Annotated in this window: 16 protein-coding genes and 2 pseudogenes; 5 read left to right on the top strand and 13 right to left on the bottom strand. The window is 45.2% G+C overall.

Annotated elements, in window-relative coordinates; all coding sequences use genetic code 11:
- Positions 1–10: 10 nt before the first annotated feature.
- Positions 11–1,276 (bottom strand): hypothetical protein, encoded by a 1,266-nt coding sequence (locus tag LC065_RS05195; protein WP_226593368.1) that lies wholly within the window; start codon positions 1,274–1,276, stop codon positions 11–13.
- Positions 1,277–1,596: 320 nt separating this feature from the next.
- Here LC065_RS05195 and LC065_RS05190 point away from each other — a divergent pair, with 320 nt between their 5' ends.
- Complete coding sequence (locus tag LC065_RS05190) at positions 1,597–2,064, top strand: hypothetical protein (protein WP_226593369.1); 468 nt, start codon at positions 1,597–1,599, stop codon at positions 2,062–2,064.
- Between the two features lie 134 nt (positions 2,065–2,198).
- Here LC065_RS05190 and rlmH read toward each other — a convergent pair.
- Positions 2,199–2,679: pseudogene (gene rlmH / locus LC065_RS05185) on the bottom strand (23S rRNA (pseudouridine(1915)-N(3))-methyltransferase RlmH).
- A 164-nt stretch (positions 2,680–2,843) separates the two neighbouring features.
- On the opposite strand from rlmH, the gene LC065_RS05180 reads away from it, so the two are divergent.
- Positions 2,844–3,149, top strand: a complete 306-nt coding sequence (locus LC065_RS05180) for a hypothetical protein (protein ID WP_226593373.1) — start codon at positions 2,844–2,846, stop codon at positions 3,147–3,149.
- A gap of 111 nt (positions 3,150–3,260) precedes the next feature.
- On the opposite strand, the pseudogene LC065_RS05175 reads toward LC065_RS05180, so the two are convergent.
- The 10 genes and pseudogenes from LC065_RS05175 to LC065_RS05130 all read right to left on the bottom strand — a co-directional run bounded on the left by LC065_RS05175 (position 3,261) and on the right by LC065_RS05130 (position 12,769).
- Positions 3,261–4,545 (bottom strand): annotated as a pseudogene (locus LC065_RS05175) (GntP family permease).
- A gap of 18 nt (positions 4,546–4,563) precedes the next feature.
- Positions 4,564–5,742, bottom strand: coding sequence for a thiolase family protein (locus LC065_RS05170; protein ID WP_226593377.1), 1,179 nt, complete (start codon positions 5,740–5,742; stop codon positions 4,564–4,566).
- Positions 5,743–5,760: 18 nt separating this feature from the next.
- The gene (locus LC065_RS05165) at positions 5,761–6,537 is read right to left on the bottom strand and encodes a 3-hydroxybutyrate dehydrogenase (RefSeq protein ID WP_226593378.1); all 777 of its coding nucleotides are present in this window, start codon (positions 6,535–6,537) and stop codon (positions 5,761–5,763) included.
- Between the two features lie 12 nt (positions 6,538–6,549).
- Positions 6,550–7,230, bottom strand: coding sequence for a 3-oxoacid CoA-transferase subunit B (locus tag LC065_RS05160; protein WP_226593380.1), 681 nt, complete (start codon positions 7,228–7,230; stop codon positions 6,550–6,552).
- A gap of 18 nt (positions 7,231–7,248) precedes the next feature.
- On the bottom strand, positions 7,249–7,944 hold the full coding sequence (locus LC065_RS05155; protein ID WP_115823022.1) for a CoA transferase subunit A: 696 nt from the start codon (positions 7,942–7,944) through the stop codon (positions 7,249–7,251).
- 204 nt (positions 7,945–8,148) lie between these two features.
- Positions 8,149–9,513 (bottom strand): sigma-54 interaction domain-containing protein, encoded by a 1,365-nt coding sequence (locus tag LC065_RS05150; RefSeq protein ID WP_226593382.1) that lies wholly within the window; start codon positions 9,511–9,513, stop codon positions 8,149–8,151.
- A gap of 163 nt (positions 9,514–9,676) precedes the next feature.
- Positions 9,677–10,951 (bottom strand): M48 family metallopeptidase, encoded by a 1,275-nt coding sequence (locus LC065_RS05145; RefSeq protein WP_226593384.1) that lies wholly within the window; start codon positions 10,949–10,951, stop codon positions 9,677–9,679.
- 65 nt (positions 10,952–11,016) lie between these two features.
- Complete coding sequence (locus LC065_RS05140; RefSeq protein WP_306163783.1) at positions 11,017–11,223, bottom strand: NUDIX hydrolase; 207 nt, start codon at positions 11,221–11,223, stop codon at positions 11,017–11,019.
- Between the two features lie 16 nt (positions 11,224–11,239).
- Positions 11,240–11,485, bottom strand: coding sequence for an NUDIX domain-containing protein (locus tag LC065_RS05135; protein ID WP_306163782.1), 246 nt, complete (start codon positions 11,483–11,485; stop codon positions 11,240–11,242).
- 180 nt (positions 11,486–11,665) lie between these two features.
- Complete coding sequence (locus LC065_RS05130; protein ID WP_226593571.1) at positions 11,666–12,769, bottom strand: endonuclease; 1,104 nt, start codon at positions 12,767–12,769, stop codon at positions 11,666–11,668.
- 287 nt (positions 12,770–13,056) lie between these two features.
- Here LC065_RS05130 and LC065_RS05125 point away from each other — a divergent pair, with 287 nt between their 5' ends.
- On the top strand, positions 13,057–14,418 hold the full coding sequence (locus LC065_RS05125) for an FAD-dependent oxidoreductase (RefSeq protein ID WP_226593388.1): 1,362 nt from the start codon (positions 13,057–13,059) through the stop codon (positions 14,416–14,418).
- A gap of 263 nt (positions 14,419–14,681) precedes the next feature.
- Here the strand turns inward: LC065_RS05125 and ltaE are convergent, their stop codons facing one another.
- A complete protein-coding gene (ltaE, locus tag LC065_RS05120) occupies positions 14,682–15,704 on the bottom strand; it encodes a low-specificity L-threonine aldolase (protein ID WP_226593390.1) in 1,023 nt (340 codons plus the stop codon).
- Between the two features lie 330 nt (positions 15,705–16,034).
- Here ltaE and LC065_RS05115 point away from each other — a divergent pair, with 330 nt between their 5' ends.
- Together LC065_RS05115 and LC065_RS05110 are read left to right on the top strand one after the other, a co-directional pair.
- Positions 16,035–17,294, top strand: a complete 1,260-nt coding sequence (locus LC065_RS05115; protein WP_306163941.1) for an alanine/glycine:cation symporter family protein — start codon at positions 16,035–16,037, stop codon at positions 17,292–17,294.
- 90 nt (positions 17,295–17,384) lie between these two features.
- Positions 17,385–18,104, top strand: a complete 720-nt coding sequence (locus tag LC065_RS05110; RefSeq protein ID WP_226593394.1) for a DUF2306 domain-containing protein — start codon at positions 17,385–17,387, stop codon at positions 18,102–18,104.
- Positions 18,105–18,361 lie beyond the last annotated feature (257 nt).

The following is an 18,361-nucleotide window of genomic DNA, read 5'->3' as shown; positions in this document are numbered from 1 at the left end:
TTTTTACATATTAATTGAATGGGATCCCTTTACTCTTTGCCAAATCATCTGCAACGATTGCTACCCCTTCTACTTTCGTTCCAGGTGCGACACTCGGCTGAACGGATGGGTTCAGAGGATAGGTATGACCATCGAACTTGATGTGAGCAAAGAAGTCTTCTATTCCTCCTCCCGCCACATACATAATCAAATCGCGATACCCATTGGTTGTTGTATTGGATACAATAACGGGATTTCTTACGAGGGAGAAGCGCGACAACACTTGATATTCCCCTTCTATGTCTTTGAAAATAACAGCACTGCACCCACCCGTCCCACAGACAAATGGCCCAACTAAAAATACAAAAACCTCTTTGTCCCCATCGTTATTCAAGTCGATTCTATTATAATAATACCTGATGTTTTCTTCAGATAATGTAAGGTTATATTCCTGTTCAATCGCTGCTTCCAATTTTGGATCTCTTTCAGTTTCTGAACAAACATAAGTGAGAGAAGAGAAATCTATTCCCTTTTGATTAGGAAACGGTTCAAACTCACAAAGATTCCTTCTTAAATTTAGCAACTGATCTCTTGAGGGATAAGGATATTCAAAAGCTAAAGCACGAGTAATAGACTTATAGGCTTCTTGTTTACGTCCTGTTTTTATTTGTGAATCCGCTAAATAATACCAATACGTAGAAGAATCATATTCCCTTAATAGTGAGCCGTAATATCGTTCCACTTTTTGAAAATAAGCGGGATAAACATCTTCTGCCCTTTCAAACCCATCATGTCCCAAACGGAAAACCTCTACAATGTAGGCTAAACCGGTATCGTGTTTCCACAATGCAACCTCGTAAATTCCATCTCTTCCATACTCATTCTCTATGTCTTCCACATCAATCATACTGAAGTATTGATTACCTTCAACTAAATCTGTGAACCCTCCACTATCCCATTTATAAACACTGAGGTCTGCCCAAATCGATCCTACTTGCCAACCGACAAGGATATTGTATTCGTTTCTGTTTTTTAGTGGAGCCGCCCCTAAGTACTTCACTCCGTACCCTTTACCTTTTTTAGTATCAGCAACGTACCATCCATCTGGTCCTTGCTTCAAAATCATCAGATAGTTTTCACCTCGCCAGTAGTAGACGCCTGCGATTTCTGGAACACCATCCCCATCCACATCGGTGCTTAATACGGATGGCTTGGCGCTGGGTGTTGCAAGATGAACGATGGTGGCTGTGGGAGGCAGGAAACGTTTGAAGGTGCTGAACTCTTGTTTTTTAACCATAAAATATCACTTCATTATTACTCAGTATATGTGAGCGTGGATGTGGCATGTAAAACTTCCTCCCAATTTTGTAAGCGATAATCTTTTCTATAATAAAAAAATTTCTGAACGCTACCAATTATAAAACGGTTTAAGGTTCTCCATAATCATAAATATTAAGAAGCATTTACTGATATGACGATACAATCCTTCAATACTAGTCCATTCAGCTTTTCATCTATAAATACTATAAAAAATTTACATGTTAGGGTTTAGTCCAATCATATATTCGATTCGAAAATATGATATAGCAATGACGAAAGGAGGGAGAAGGGAGAAGTATGAAGAAAAGAAAATGTGGTTGCACATGTTGCAAATCATGTAAATGTATTTGTCCCCCAGGACCTCCAGGGCCTCCAGGAGTATTTATCGAATTTGACTGTACGCAGTTTTCAAATATTTCGTTGACACCTCAACAGCCAACAGCTGACTTAGCTACTGTAAACATAAATGTTGACGAGAGCGATAACACTGTCTGGTTTAATGCATATATAACTTGGAGTGCCAGTACAGGTAATGAAACCGTTAATTTCTCCATTATCCGGGATGACGATACAGTTATATGCACAGCCAGCGACTCTACCGCCAGCGCAAATAACCCTATTACGACAGCTTTAACTTGTTGTGATGAAAATCCACTCACAGGCAGTCACGACTATACTTTGAGAGCTGAAGCTGAAGATTTGACAGGTAATCAAACGGTGACTATTGCTCAAGGAACATTTACAGCAACAGAAGTTAACACCTAAAGGCACAAGTTGCATCTTTTGATTGAAAAAAGACTGCCGAAAAAAGTTTCGACAGTCTTCTCTCATGCATACAGGTATACTCATATCTGAATCACTTCAATGCCAATAATATTATCGTTTTAACTGTTTATTCTTTACTTATGATAGGGTTCATTCCGAATAATCTTAAACGCCCGGTACACCTGCTCCACCAACATCAACCGCATCAACTGGTGAGGAAACGTCATATTTGAAAACGACAACCCAAAATCACTCCGCTCCAGCACCTCATCACTCAATCCAAGCGACCCCCCGATAACAAACGCCACTTTACTCTTCCCGTACGTCGCAAGTTCATCCATTTTCTTCGCAAGCTTTTCAGAGGTCAGCTGCTTGCCTTCGATTTCAAGCGTGATGACGTATGTATCTTGTGAAATCTTCGAAAGAATGCGTTCCCCTTCTTTTTGCTTCACTTCAACCATTTGCGCTTCACTCAAGTTTTCCGGTGCTTTTTCGTCCGGAACCTCGACGACATCTACTTTCGCGTAAGGTCCTAGTCGCTTTACGTATTCCGCAATTCCCCTGCTTCAAATATTTTTCTTTCAACTTCCCAACACTGACAATTGTAATCTTCATGCTGTATTCCTCCGTATCGCTTCATTTCTCTCTAGTGTACCACGAAGTGGATTTCCATAATTAGGTGTACCAGGTCATACATAATATGGAAATCGTTCATAAACAACTCTTTTACACATAGACATGAAAGGTAAGCCATTAATTCCTAAAGAGGAGATGAGAGCATGAGTGACTTCAAGAAAAACAACGACTCTAGGGAAAATGAGCAGGCAAAGAAAAATGATGATGGATTTGTAAAAGGGGTATCCAAAGAAGCCAATGACTTCATTCATAATACGGTCGACACTTCTGGCAAGATCATTAAGTCGATCACGGGTGAAGGTGGATTGATTGGGAAAACGGTGGATTCTTCCGGTAATATCGTTAAGAAAGCCTCTGAGAAAGGCTCAGACGTCATTGGGAAGACCGTCGACACTTCTTCCAAAGCGTTTAAATCGATCAAAGATAAGACGTTCAACAGAAAGAAATAGACCGTACCACAAAGGAATCCGGTTCTTACCGGGTTCTTTTTTTTAAATCAAACAGACCAGGTCATCCAATATATGGATGACCTGGTCTGTTAAATAAAGGTTATTCAACTCTTACAGAATGCCAATCGTGTTCAATAAAATAACGAAGGCTACAGAGATGACTGGAATGAGAACAGCAACGACAAAGATATCTTTATAGCTGTCTTTGTGCGTCATTCCCGTAATCGCAAACAGTGTCAAAACCGCTCCGTTGTGCGGGAGCGCATCCAGACCGCCGGAGGACAGGGGAAGCTACGCGGTGAAAAGCTTCCGGACTGATTCCGGTATTCGTGGCGATTTCATAGTATTTGGATCCCAGCGCTTCAAGCGCGATTCCCATACCACCGGATGCGGAACCGGTTGCACCAGCGAGCACGTTAACGGCGATTGCTTCTGAGATCAATGGGTTTCCTTTGATGCCCATCAGCAATTGTGTCAGGTTGGCGAACCCTGGAACTTCACGTACGACTGTACCGAAGCCGACCGCGGCACTCGTGTTTATAATGGCAATAACCGATCCGCCCGCTCCACTGTTCATGGATGGAATGAACTTCTTATACATTGTCACATTCAGGAGCATGATGAGCACGATTCCTGAAATTAAGGCAGTGACAACGTCCCAGTCTAATAGATTCAATGTAAGAAGAACCGTTAATAATGGCAAAAGGGACAAGAAGAAGTTCGGTGTTTCATCAGGTTGATCCATTTCTTTCTTTTCTTTCGGTTCAGTGAAAACTTCTCCCTGAGCGACAAGTTTCTTCTCACGCCATCTCAGGTAAAAGTAACCTCCACCACCCATGATGATACCTGCGATTATACCCATCACAGGGGCTGCCATGGCATCCGTTTGGAAGTATTCCATAGGGATCAGGTTCTGAATTTGCGGTGAACCTGGCAGAGCTGTCATCGTAAACGTAAAAGCACCTAATGCTACCGTTGCTGGAATCAGCTTTCGGCTGATGTTCGCTTCACGGAAAAGAGATAGGGCCAATGGGTAAACAGCAAAAACAACAACGAAAAGGCTGACTCCGCCGTACGTCAGAACTGCAGCGGATACGAGCACTCCTAAAATTGCACGCTGTGTACCAATCAATTTTGTGAAGGCTACTGCGACAGATCGGGCCATCCCTGTGTCTTCCATCAGTTTTCCGAAGATAGCTCCGAGCATGAAGACCGGGAACCAGTCTTTAGCGAAGGCGACGAATCCGCCCATGTATGTATCTTTATAAGCTTCAAGTAGATCGAGACCGCCGGTGAGGGCGACGACACCAGCTGCGATGGGCGCCACCCAGATGATCGACCAGCCTAAATAGGCGAGGGCCATCAATACGGCAAGTCCGAGAAAAATTCCGAGCATGGTTTTTCCTCCTTAGGTTTATTGAGTCTCGACGACCATGGCGATGCCTTGACCGCCGCCGATGCATAACGATGCGACGCCGTAACGTCCACCTCTTCGTTTAAGTTCCTTGATCATCGTGTACAGGACACGTGTGCCGCTTACGCCAATTGGATGACCAAGAGCAATTGCTCCACCGTTGACGTTTACTTTGTCACGGTCAAGACCTAGTTCTTTTTCAACAGCAAGATATTGAGAGGCGAACGCTTCGTTCACTTCAACAAGGTCCATATCATCAAGTGAGAGCTCTGCTTTTTCCAATGCTTGACGAATCGCTGGTGCTGGACCGATGCCCATGTACTCAGGCTCAACACCTGCAACGGACCAGGATAGGATTTCAGCAATCGGTTGGACGTTATGTTCGCTCACATAATTCTCACTTGCTAAAACGACAGCACCCGCGCCGTCATTGATGCCGCTTGCGTTTCCGCCTGTTACCGTGCCGTCCTTTTTGAAGGCAGGCTTCAACTTGGATAAGGATTCAGGGTTCGTATCTTCACGGATATGCTCATCTTGATCGACCACTTTAGTCCCTTTACGTGTCTTAATTTCTACAGCGACTATTTCATCCGCAAATTTTCCAGTTGAACGGGCCTCCGCTGCAAGCTTGTGGCTGCGTGTCGCATACTCATCCTGTTGTTCTCTTGAGATTTCGTATTTCTCCGCGAGGTTTTCACCGGTCACACCCATCCCTGCTCCGATGTACTCATCTGTCAAAGCGGCCCAAAGCATATCGTCAACTTTCGGTGTACCGAGCTTCGTTCCAAAACGACTGCCGCGCATGGCATGAGGTGCAAGACTCATGCTTTCCACACCACCAGCTAAAGCCGTCTCCCCTTCGCCAAGCTGAATGGACTGGGCAGCTGATACGACGGATTGCATACCAGATCCACACAAACGGTTGACCGCAAGAGCCGGGCTTGTGTGCGGCACGCCTGTTTTCAAGGAAATATGGCGTGCTAAGTATGGTGCATTTTGAGAAGAATGGATAACGTTCCCCATGATGGTGAGATCGATATGTTCTGCCGAAATGCCGCTTCTCTTGAGTGCTTCTTTACTTGCCGTCACTCCTAAATCGGTCGGATCGACGTCTTTCAATGCGCCGCCGAAGGTTCCGAATGGAGTACGAGCCCCTTCTACGATATAGACTGGCTTCATGTGAAAATCCCCTTTCGATTATTGAGTCGTATAGCCGCCATCAATGACGACCGCTTGACCAGTGACCCCTTTAGCCTTATTGCTTGCAAGGAACAGCGTGTAATCCGCAATTTCCTGAACGGTCAAAAGACGTTTTTGTGGAACAAGCGGATAAATGACTTCTTCCAGCGCTTTTTCTAAAGAAACGCCACGGTTTTTAGCTAGATCCTCCAGCTGATTGCGCACAAGTGGCGTGTCAACGTAACCCGGACAGACTGCATTGACGGTGATGCCGTCTTCTGCACCTTCAAGAGCTGTCACTTTCGTAAGGCCAATGACCCCGTGTTTCGCACTGTTATAGGCAGACTTGCCGGCAAAACCAATCAATCCGTTGATGGACGCCATGTTGATGATGCGGCCGAACCCTTGTTTTTTCATAATCGGGAAAGCATGTTTCGTCGCCATGAACGGGGCAACCAACATGATTTTTGTGATCAACTCGAACTTCTCTGATGGAAAATCTTCTATCGACGCAACGTGCTGCAATCCTGCATTGTTAACAAGCACATCAAGACGGCCGAATTTTTCTACCGTTTCGTCGATCGCATTCTGAATCTGTTCCTCTTTCGTCACGTCACAGACAAGTCCGATCGCCTGCAAACCTTCCTGATTCAAACGATCCGCTGCTTCTTTCACTTTTTCTTCGTTTATATCGCTGAGCGCTACTTTCGCACCGTTACGGGCGAATTCGGTTCCGATTTCATAGCCGATTCCGCTCGCTGCACCTGTAATGAATACGACCTTATTTTCAACCATGGGTGTTCCTCCTTATTTGCTGGATGGCATTTTTAAAAGTTCGTCACTGATGATGAGTTCTGCTTCTGTCTGTTCTTTGATTTCGTCTACCGTCCATCCTTCAGCAATTTCAACGAGCTTCAGGCCTTCGTCCGTTACGTCCATGACAGCTCGATCAGTAATGATGCGGTCAACGACGCCTTTTCCTGTCAGCGGCAGTTTACATTCTTTCAAAATCTTCGGATCGCCATGTTTGTTGACGTGATCCATAATGATGACGACCTTTTTCGATCCGTGTACGATATCCATCGCACCACCCATGCCTTTAATCATTTTCCCTGGAATCATCCAGTTGGCAAGGTCACCGTTTTCTGCGACTTCCATGCCGCCTAAAATCGCTAAGTCAAGGTGCTCGCCACGGATCATGGCAAATGATTCCGCACTGTCGCAGTAAGCGGCACCGACAGACGCCGTCACCGTTTCTTTTCCGGCATTGATCAAATCCGGATCGACTTCATGCTCATAAGGCGACCGGCCAATACCCAAAAGCCCGTTTTCTGACTGAAGCACGACTTCTTTATCCGGCTGGATGTAGTTCGCGACCATGGTCGGCATGCCGATTCCAAGGTTTACATAGTAACCGCTTTCAATTTCCTGCTCTGCTCGTCTGGCAATCATTTCGCGGATTGCCGCTTTGTCTTTTTGTACTGCCATTGTTCATCTACCTCCTATTTATGCTTCTGCTTTTACCGTATAACGTTCAATGCGCTTCTCCTGCTGGCCTTCAATCAGTCCTTGTACATAAATGCCCGGCGTATGAATCGCATCGGCTTCCAGTTCACCCGGTTCGACGAGTTCTTCGACTTCTGCAATCGTCACAGCACCAGCTGCCGCCATCATCGGGTTGAAGTTGCGAGCCGTTTTGTTGTAAACGAGATTTCCGTGACGGTCACCTCTGAACGCACGGACAAGACTGAAGTCTGCCGTCAATCCTTCTTGTAAAAGGTATTCCTTACCATTGAATGTGCGTACCTCTTTGCCTTCCGCAATCGGCGTACCGACTCCTGCTGGTGTGTAAAAGGCTGGGATTCCAGCTCCACCTGCACGGATTTTCTCAGCTAACGTTCCTTGAGGTGTAAGTTCGACTTCAAGTTCACCTGCGAGTACCTGGCGTTCAAATTCCTTGTTTTCCCCCACGTACGAACCTATCATTTTATCAATCTGTTTATTTTTCAAAAGTAGTCCGAGTCCCCAATCATCGACACCGCAGTTGTTAGAGATGACCGTCAAATGCTTCACGTTCGATTCGACGAGGGCAAGAATCAAGTTCTCCGGTATTCCGACGAGCCCGAATCCTCCTACCATAATTGTTGAATGATCCTTTATATCTTTTACAGCTTCATGAAATGATGAATAAATTTGTTTCATGAGTCTTCACACTCCCTTCACCTATTTACATGCAATTTTCGTGCCAACTTTACGGTATTGCTGCATCAAGGATTTTGAATCTTTTGTGAAATCGCTTTTACGGATTTCCGGAATCAGGCATACGCATTTAATGAAAACCCTTACATGCACGCACAAAAAGAACCATTCCAGAAATCCGGAATAGATTCCTGATTTCTGGAATGGTTAGAGATTGTATTTCTTCACTTTGTCATATAGAGATGATTTTCCAATGCCCAGCCGTTTCGCAGCCAAACTTTTATCCCCATCGGCTTCTTTTAAAACTTTTTGAATGGTGTGCTTTTCCGTCTGCTCTACAATTTGTTTCAACGTTTCCGCCTCCTGAGCAGGAGCTGATTCCTTTTGAAGATGGGCAGGAAGATCTTCATATTGAACCGCTTCTCCGTCGGTCATATGGACCGCTGACTCGATGACGTTTTCAAGCTCACGGACATTACCCGGCCAGTGGTATTTGTAAAAGACGTCTTCAACAGATTTCGAAAACTCTTCCACGCGTTTGCCTGTACGGTCGGATATTTTCTGCAGCAAATATTTGGAGAGGATTTTAATGTCTCCTCGTCTCGTCCGGAGAGGGGGAATATCAATTTGGACAACATTAATCCGGTAAAAAAGGTCCTCGCGAAAACGCTGCTCCTGAATCATTTCCTCGAGCGACTGGTTGGTTGCAGCAATGATGCGGACATCCACTTCCTGCGGGTGAACCGCTCCCACCGCTTCGATTTCCCCTTCCTGGAGAGCGCGCAAAATTTTCACCTGCGCTCTTAGAGGCATGTCTCCGATTTCATCAAGAAAAAGCGTTCCCCCATGGGCAAGCTGAAATTTCCCGGGCTTGCCCCCTTTTTTCGCACCCGTAAACGCCCCGTCCTGATAGCCGAACAGCTCCGCTTCGATGAGATCCTCGGGGATAGCCGCACAGTTCACTTTCACAAAAGGCTTTGTGCTCCGCTCGCTGAGGTGATGGATACTGTGAGCGAACAGCTCTTTTCCTGTTCCGCTCTCTCCTCGCAACAGAACAGATACATCGCTGTGTGCCGTTTTGCGAATCTTTTCTTTTAGTTGTAAAACGTCAGGCGAGCTCGTAATGATGTCATGCAGGGAATACTTGGCCCCGTTCTGCTGCTGCATTTGATTACGGTAGGTTTCAAGCTCAAGAAGCAGATCCTTGATATGCGTGTTCATAATTTTCCACTCATCCGTGTCACGGAAAAGAACCATACCGAGAGCACCGATCACCTCGCCGTTTTCCCAGAGTGGAATGCGATGGGCAATCATATAATCGCCACGGATCTGCTGAAGGTCGGCCATTTCTTCTTCCCCAGTATCCGCAACGATATGCATGCGCGTATTTTCAATGACGTCCGTTACATGCTTTCCTTTCACAGTCGTTTGATCCACATCAATGAACCGGCAGTAGCTTTCATTCATATAAGAAATGCAGCCCTCGCGATCGACGACGACAATACAATGTTCTACATTTCCAAACAACGTCTCAAGCACTTGATTCCGATAATCTTCAAGCATAGAAAGCATCCCATATCCTCCTCTTTCTTCCTATTTAAAATGATAACGTTTACAAGCTTATTTACTAAAAGTCTATCAGAATACCCCTTCACATACTAGATACAACCTAAAAAATGCCACACCAGGTCATCCATAATATGGATGACCTGGTGTGGCAGATCTTGTAAGTCCGTTACTCTTCTTTTACATGCATGCCTTGATATGTTTCAAGCATATGGATGCGTTCCATCATTGTCGGGTGTCCGTAACGTAAATATTTGACGAGCGCAGGGGGATGCACGTCACTCAATCCGTTCACGGTGAGCTCTTGGAACGAACCAATCGCTGCATCCAGATCCTGGGTCATTTCAATCGCGTACTGATCGGCATCCTTTTCGGCATTCCTCGATATGGCAAGCTCAACTGGGCTGGATAAGAACGAAAGCATCGTCAGGATGAGAAAGAACATTGGCAAACTAGCGATATCCGATACTTTTGTGAATCCCAGTCGTTCTCCCCATCTACGCGTCACAAAACGTAAAAAATGATAGGTGAAGAAAAGACCAAAAAACGTCGCGACAATGACTCCAGCTAAATTCCAATACAAATGGTTCATGACGTAGTGGCCGATTTCATGCGCCATAATAAATAGCACTTCATTTTCTTCAAGGTGATTGAGCGTCGTATCCCACAGCACGATACGCAGATTCGACCCAATGCCGTTCACATAGGCATTCATGCTGTTCGTCTTCTCAGACATATTCACTTCATACACCCGGTCAGCAGGAACATCTGCTTCATCCGCAAGCGTGAGAATTTTCTCTTCAAGCTGCTTATTTTGAAGCTCAGTAAAGTCGTTGTAAAGCGGATCGATGACGACCGGTTGTAAGTACATCATGAAAAATAAAAATGGGATCATGAGCACCCAGGCGATCAACCACCAGCGCTTTTCAAACTTTTTCATAAGGAAGTAAAGGACTGTGATGAGCAGGGCCATGATGATAAATCCGATCCAAAAGCCGATCAGCTCATCCCGCATCCAGCTGGAAAAACTTTGTGTGGAAATGCCATATTCTACAGATAACCATCGTTTCGCATAATCCAAAGGAAATAAAAAGATCGTCGTCAAGGTTTGTAGCAGTAAAACGAAGAGCGGAATTTGAATGATACGGAAACGGGAAATCTGCTCACCGAAATTCCTAAAGACCACGGAAGCACCAAAAATCATTACACCAAGATAGAGGATCCATTCGAGCGGTTCCCCTAGGAAAGATAAGAAATTCTGATACCGCGAATACTCCTGACTCAGCTCAAGCTCCTTTTCCGTCATGAAAGTCGCTGGATCCGCGGCCGTTCCCTCATAAGCTGGTGGAACACCGACATCTGTCCACTGGAAGAAATAAAGGCCTAACAAAAGACCATAAAAGACATACAACACGAGTGTCCAAGTGATGAACTTTTTCTTCACTTCCCCACCTCCGAAAAATAGGACTCGTACCATTGTACGAGCCTATGTAAGTGACTAGAACTCTCTTACCCTTTCACAACGAGATGCGATGTTTCACATGGAACATTCGGCAATGCTTTTCTGAGAAAAGGCGGTCGTACTTCTATTTTGTCCATATTTTCTATAGGGATCCATTGATAGATCAGCCGCTCCCCTTCAAGGCCATAGAAAGGTCCTTCCCTGAATTTTGGTTTCTTTGTTTTTAATAGGTAGTAGAAAGCCACTTCATGCATATCGTCCCCGCGGTGCTCAAAAAAACGTTTCCGCCATCCATACCGTACGCTCCACCTCAACGGCAAAGCCAAGCTCTTCTTTCATCTCCCGCACAATCGTATCTTGAGACGCTTCACCAAGCTCAATGCCTCCACCTGGCAGCGCCCAATAAGAATCATTCACCTGTTTATGTAAAAGCACATGATCATTCTCAATCATAATGCCAGCCGCCCGGTAGTTGAACCGCTGCCCTTCCACCTTAAACCGCACATCCCTCGCCATCCAATCCCTCCTAAAAATCTCATATCCTATAAACTACTACACCCCAAAACCAAACTCCTGCATCAATCGTATAACATACAAGAATATTCCAAATACTGTTGTACCAGGTCATACAGATATTGGTAATTAAAACCATAAAAAACCGGACCCTTCTGGTGGTCCGGTTCTTGTCTTCATTCTTTACCATATCTGCTCAACGTATTCTGGGTGATCAATGAAAGGATTACGGTTTCCTTGATAATCATTAAAAATGACTTCATTTCGATTTCGTTCAAAGTCGTCGACAGGATCCTGTGCATGCCATTCCTTCAATACAGAAAGCTTTCCTAAGTATGGGCCGCTTGTCCCTACATAATCCGCAATTTCCAAATCCAATTCTCCCTGATCCCCTTCATAACGGACAGCCATATAAAAAATCATTCGTGCGACGTCCCCTTTTACCGCGTCACGAGGCTCCCAGGAGTCACTATCATAATAGGTGCCCGGCGCTTCGTAAAAAGAAGATCCTCCATCATCAAAGTCCAGATTCCCACGAGCTGAATTGACCGTTACATCTGTCGGACGGAGGTGATGGATATCTGTCCCCGCTCCCATCGATGTTCCGAAATCTCCATGTGACTTCGCCCACACATGCTCACGGTTCCAGTCATCGACATAACCTCCGTTGTCATACTTGCTGTAGGACTTTCCGGAGTATAAAAGCAATACATTGTTCGGGTTTGATGGATCTTCATCTGTATGACGCAGTGCATCCCACACGTTGGAATAAGAAAGCTCGGTATGGTCATCGATGATCTCATGCAGCGATTGTTTCAATGCATAACCAGACAAACCTTCCGCATCTTGATAGTAGCTTCCAGTATATGTACCACCATCGTCCTCTCCCCCATCATTGGATGAAACTTTAGATATCGATGTCACATACTCAATTCCTTGGTGAGCGAAATAATCATCCCTTGTACCATTCACTCTGATTTTCGTACCCATTAACCCAGGGTTGTTTTGCAGGCCGTATTCACTACGATATTCCGAATCCAACTTCACAAAAATCATGTCGTCCACCTGAGTTTCCGAAGCATCATCCGCTACCGCTAAAGCATAATTACTCGTGAAATTACTTTGCTCGACCGTATCAACGTTTACAGGAACACCCACAATATACCCTTCGACCGTTACATCTGTTCCATTCGGGGTGTACAAAGCATCGCCTACGTTTATCGTTCCAGCAGCCTGAACACCATGGGCAAATAAAATAAAAACAAGACTAACAACGAAAACGAACATCCTTTTCAAATGAAGCACTCCCTTTATACAAATTAGACCTTCGCCTACCTCTTCCATGCCAGGGCGTAATATCCTTCAACTAACCACAAAATTAATACAAACCTCACAGCCCATTAACAAAGCATCCATAAACTTTCCAAAATATGTATGACCTGGTCACACATTAAAAGGAAAAATGTTATGTGAAATATTGAGCAAAAGGGTTGTTTTTCGATATGGACCGTTTTATAATAGAACCATATTTAACATGTGAAATATTTCACATGAACATTCAAGGAGGATTTACCATGAAAATTGCTGTTATTGGAAGCACTCACGCAGGTACGGCTGCGGTTACAAATATGGCGAAACTATACCCAGAAGCAGACATTACCGTTTATGAACGAAATGACAACGTATCTTTCCTATCCTGTGGTTTAGCTTTATATGTCGGAGGAGTCGTCGATGATCCTCAAGGGTTATTTTATTCTTCCCCTGAAGAGCTGCAAAACCTTGGTGTGACGATGAAAATGCAGCATGACGTGGAACACATCGATACAGTTAGAAGAACCATTGAATCCAGAAACCTTGTTACAGGCGAAACCGTCTACGATACGTACGATAAGCTCGTGATGACAACAGGATCCTGGCCGGTCACTCCTCCAATCAAAGGCATCGATCTTGAAAACATTTTACTTGCGAAAAACTACCACCAGGCAAACACGATCATTGAGCGTGCGAAAAATGCCCAAAAGGTCACGGTCGTCGGAGCCGGATATATCGGGGTAGAACTTGTTGAAGCCTTTGAAAAAGCAGGAAAAGACGTGACGCTCATCGATGGTGCGGATCGAACCTTGAACAAATACCTGGATAAAGAATTTACAACCATGGTCGAAGACGATTTCAAAGAACGCGGCATCCATCTAGCCATGAACGAAACGGTCCAACGTTTTGAAGGGACAAATGGATCTGTCTCCACCGTCACGACAAACGCCGGAACATACGAAACAGACCTTGTCATCCTTTGCGTCGGATTCCGTCCGAACACGGACCTGTTAAAAGGAAAGGTCGACATGCTTGATAACGGCGCTATCAAAGTCAATGAATATATGCAAACAAGTGACCCTGAAATTTTCGCTGCCGGTGACTGCTGTGCTGTTCCTTACAATCCGACGGGAGGACACATGTATATTCCACTTGCGACGAATGCTGTCCGTATGGGAACCCTGGTCGCTCGCAATTTAATCGATCCGACGATGAAACACGTTGGAACACAAGGCACATCCGGCCTTCACATTTTCGATCTCAACATGGCTTCTACTGGCCTTACGGAAACATCTGCTAATCTTTTAGACATTCATGTGAAAAGTATCACAATTGAAGATACTCATCGCCCGGCGTTTATGCCGACAGCAGAAAACGTAATTCTAAAGGTGACCATCCACCCGGATACCCGACGCATCCTTGGTGCACAAGTCATTTCCAAAGCGGACGTGACACAATCCATCAATACAATGAGCGTATGCATCCAAACAGGTATGACCATCGACGAACTAGCGTACACGGACTTCTTTTTCCAGCCACACTTTAATCAGCCGTGGAACTTCCTGAACAAAGCTGGTCTCGAAGCACAATCCAAGGAACCAAGCCGACTGCCTGAACTTGTATAATAAATGACCCCCATGGATGCATCCATGGGGGTTTGGCTATTTTCGCTTATCCAATTCTTTTCTATATCGTTTCATTCTTCTCAAATCTTTTCCAAGCTCATCCAGCGGAATGCCATCAACAAAAGAATCCTTGTACAACATCTCAGCAAATTTTTCTTCATTGACCGACGGACCTCGTTTGACCTGATTTGCTCGGATGTCCGCTATGCAAGCCACCTCCTGGTTTTGTTGCCTAACTATACCCTATTCATGAAAAGATAATCCTAATACTGATATCGGGAAATGACCACATCAATGACCTGGTCAATGTCTCTTTCACTCACATCATAATTCGTGACGAACCGGACTGTAGTTGGACCAAAGGGCACGGCCAGAATACCATCTTCCTTCAGCTTATGTAGAAAAGATTCGGCTGTTTCCCCCAGCCCCTCCACATGGACGAGCACGATATTCGTTTCCACTTTTTCAATCTGCAGGCCTTCCACATGCTGAAGTCCGTTTGCCAGCTGCTTTGCATGCGCATGATCGCCTGCTAATCGGTCGATCATTTCGGTCAAGGCCACATACGCAGGTGCAGCGATCATCCCGACCTGGCGCAAACCGCCGCCAAGACGCTTTCTCCATTTCCGCGCCTTTTGAATAAAGTCATAGGAACCGGCAATGATGGAGCCGACCGGTGCACCTAACCCTTTGGACAAACACACCTGCACGGTATCCGTTTGGTCCGCATACCGGTGCAAAGAGATGCCTGAGGCGACAGAAGCATTAAACAAACGTGCACCATCGAGGTGGACGGGAACGCCTGCTTCTCTAGCTACTTCATAAATCGCCTGCATATTTTCAAGCGGTACGACAACACCCCCCGCTTTGTTATGCGTGTTCTCAAGGCAGATCAAGCTCGTTTCCGGAAAATGAATATCATCCGGCCGAATAGCTGCTTTCACATGCTCAGGGTCCATCACTCCTCGCGTCCCTTGAATCGTCCGTGGCTGTACGCCAGCTAGTGCCGACATCGACGCACCTTCATATAAGAAAAGGTGAGCGTTCGACTCCAAAAGCACTTCATCCCCGGGGTTGCAGTGGGTCAATACAGCAATCTGATTGCCCTGAGTTCCGCTGGTCACAAACAATGCCGCCTCTTTACCGAGCATTTCCGCTGCCTTGTCCTCAAGTTTTTTTACGGTTGGATCTTCTTCATAAACATCATCCCCGACCTCTGCTTCAAAAGCTGCCTGACGCATTGCCATCGTCGGTTTGGTTACGGTATCACTTCGCAAATCAATCATAAGTACCCCTCCTTTTATCTATTGTACGTAACTTCCTCAGCGTTTGGAAAGCATTAGCGGTGGCGGTGGATACTTAAATATCGTTGTCCAATTCTTAAAAAACGCTTCCGAATTCTTATATAGCTGTGTCGAATACTAAAATAATGCTGTCGAATTCCTTAATCACACATTTCCTCTTGTCTTAAAACGCTTGCAAGTGAGATACTCTTTTCCATGGTCATATGTTAAAGAAAGAAAGGATCTTAGGAATGGAACAACTAACCAACGTATTCATAGAGATTAATAGCTTTTTATGGGGACCTGTCATGCTGATTTTCCTACTTGGAACGGGTGTATGGCTCACGTTCCAGCTGCGATTCATCCAGGTCCGCTACTTGGGACAAGGATTTAAGCAGACCTTCGCTCCCCTTTTTAAAAAAAGAAAAAACAGAAGGCATCCACTCCTTCAAGGCACTTGCGACTTCAATTTCTGCCCAAGTCGGAACAGGGAACCTGGCTGGTGTCGCGACGGCCATCGCAGCCGGCGGACCCGGGGCAATTTTCTGGATGTGGATCAGCTCCTTCTTCGGCATGGCGACGATTTTCGCAGAAGCCGTTCTCGCTCAGCTTTATAAAGTGAAAAAAGGGGACCAGGTCCACGGTGGTCCTGCGTATTACATCCGTGACGGACTTGGCAGCAAGTGGCTCGCGGGATTCTTCGCCCTTGCCATTATTATAGCCCTTGGATTTGTCGGAAATATGGTACAATCCAACGCCATTACGACTGCGATGAACGAAGCGATGGGTTCAAGTTCCATAACGCTTAACTTTGGACTTGGAGTCGCTGTCGCCTTTTTCATCGGTCTTATCCTATTTGGAGGGATTACACGAATTTCGTCCTTTGCAGGGAATGTCGTTCCGGTCATGGCCTTGCTTTATATCATCGGTAGTCTCGTGATTATGGTAAACTTCTGGGACCAGGTTCTTCCGACACTCCAGCTCATCGTCCAAGCAGCGATCAGTCCTGAAGCAGCCGGCGGTGGTGTACTCGGTGCCACGATCAAAGAAGCGATTCGATACGGAATTGCGCGCGGGCTTTTTTCAAACGAAGCCGGCATGGGTTCGACCCCACATGCGCACGCGATTGCAAACGTTAAGCGACCATCCCATCAGGGGCTCGTCGCCATGGTCGGTGTTTTCATCGATACCGTCATCATTTGCACTCTGACAGCGATGGTCATTTTGATTACAGATGCCCATCAAACAGATTTGCAAGGAAGTGCAATCACACAGGAAGGGTTTGCACGCGGACTTGGAGAATTCGGCATTCCGTTCATTGCAATCTGTCTTTTATTCTTTGCCTTCACAACAATTCTTGGGTGGGCTTATTTCGGTGAAGTGAACGTGAAGTTTTTGTTCGGTGATAAAGGAGTTCCATTTTACCGCGGCATTGTGTTGATATTCATTGTGGCAGGTTCGCTTGTCCAGGTGGATTTTGTCTGGCAAATGGCTGACACGTTCAACGCGCTTATGGTGCTGCCGAACTTGATTGCAATCCTCGCATTAACGAAAATCATCAAGAAAACATGGAAACAGGATCAACTCGATTAAAGAGACCGGCGCAAGCCGGTCTTTTTTTGTAAACATCTAGTAAATAAAGAGGAGTGAAGCTTTTGGAAAGCGTATATATAGGAGGAGGTTATGAAAGGAGCGATTCCTATGCTTTTCTTTTCAATTATGCTTACCATCCATATCATCGCTGGATTCAGCGCTCTCATCATCTTTTGGATTCCTCTTGTAACGAAGAAAGGAGGAAAAATCCACAGAAAAGTCGGATGGGGTTACGTGACGGCCATGTACACCGTAGCGGCTACAGCTTTATATATGGGAGTTTATCGCATCTTTTTCGATTATACCGTACCAGAAGCGCGAGCTTTTTCCTTTTTCCTGCTTTTCATTGCTACATTAAGTGCGGCAACGGCATGGATGGGCATTCGTGTGCTGCGCTTTAAGCGACGTACAGAAAAACACCGGAATGTGTACGATCTGGGAATTTCCGGTCTGCTTATCCTAATGTCAGCCATCACCATGGTATTCGGATGGATGTTCGACTTTCCATTGCTTCAATACTTCCCTATCCTAGGGATCATTTTAGGCGGAGGACAATTGTATTATTGGCTGACCCCACCAAAAAATAAAATGCACTGGTATTTTGAGCATTTCGGAAACTTAATCGGCTGTTCGATCGCGACCCTTACGGCCTTCACCGTCTTTGGTGCTCCACGTTTGTTGAATATTTCTAGTATAAGCATTTGGCTATGGTTGCTGCCCACTGCCGTTTTGACTCCATTGATTTACGTGTTCAATTGGCACTACCGCAAGAAATTTAAGCTCCAGAAAGTAACAAAACAGAGCGCTTAAAAGAATTCTCGATTCTCGTTACCATTAGACAATTTTTGATGGAATCAAACAAAGAAAAACAATAAGAAATGGTAAGGAAACCTGTTTATATTTATACACATGTGGAAAATACATACTAACGAAAATAGTTACCCACAATTGTCCACAGACTTATGCACAAACCTTGTAAATTTTCTGATATTCACAGCTTTCCCCTGAATATAAACAGGTTATCCACGGAAATTATCCACATATACACAATTGCTGAACCTATATGG

The organism is Halobacillus litoralis (assembly GCF_020524085.2).
Taxonomy (GTDB): domain Bacteria; phylum Bacillota; class Bacilli; order Bacillales; family Halobacillaceae; genus Halobacillus; species Halobacillus litoralis_E.
The sequence above is the reverse complement of the archived record's forward strand: the minus strand, read 5'-3'. Positions and strand labels throughout refer to the sequence as shown.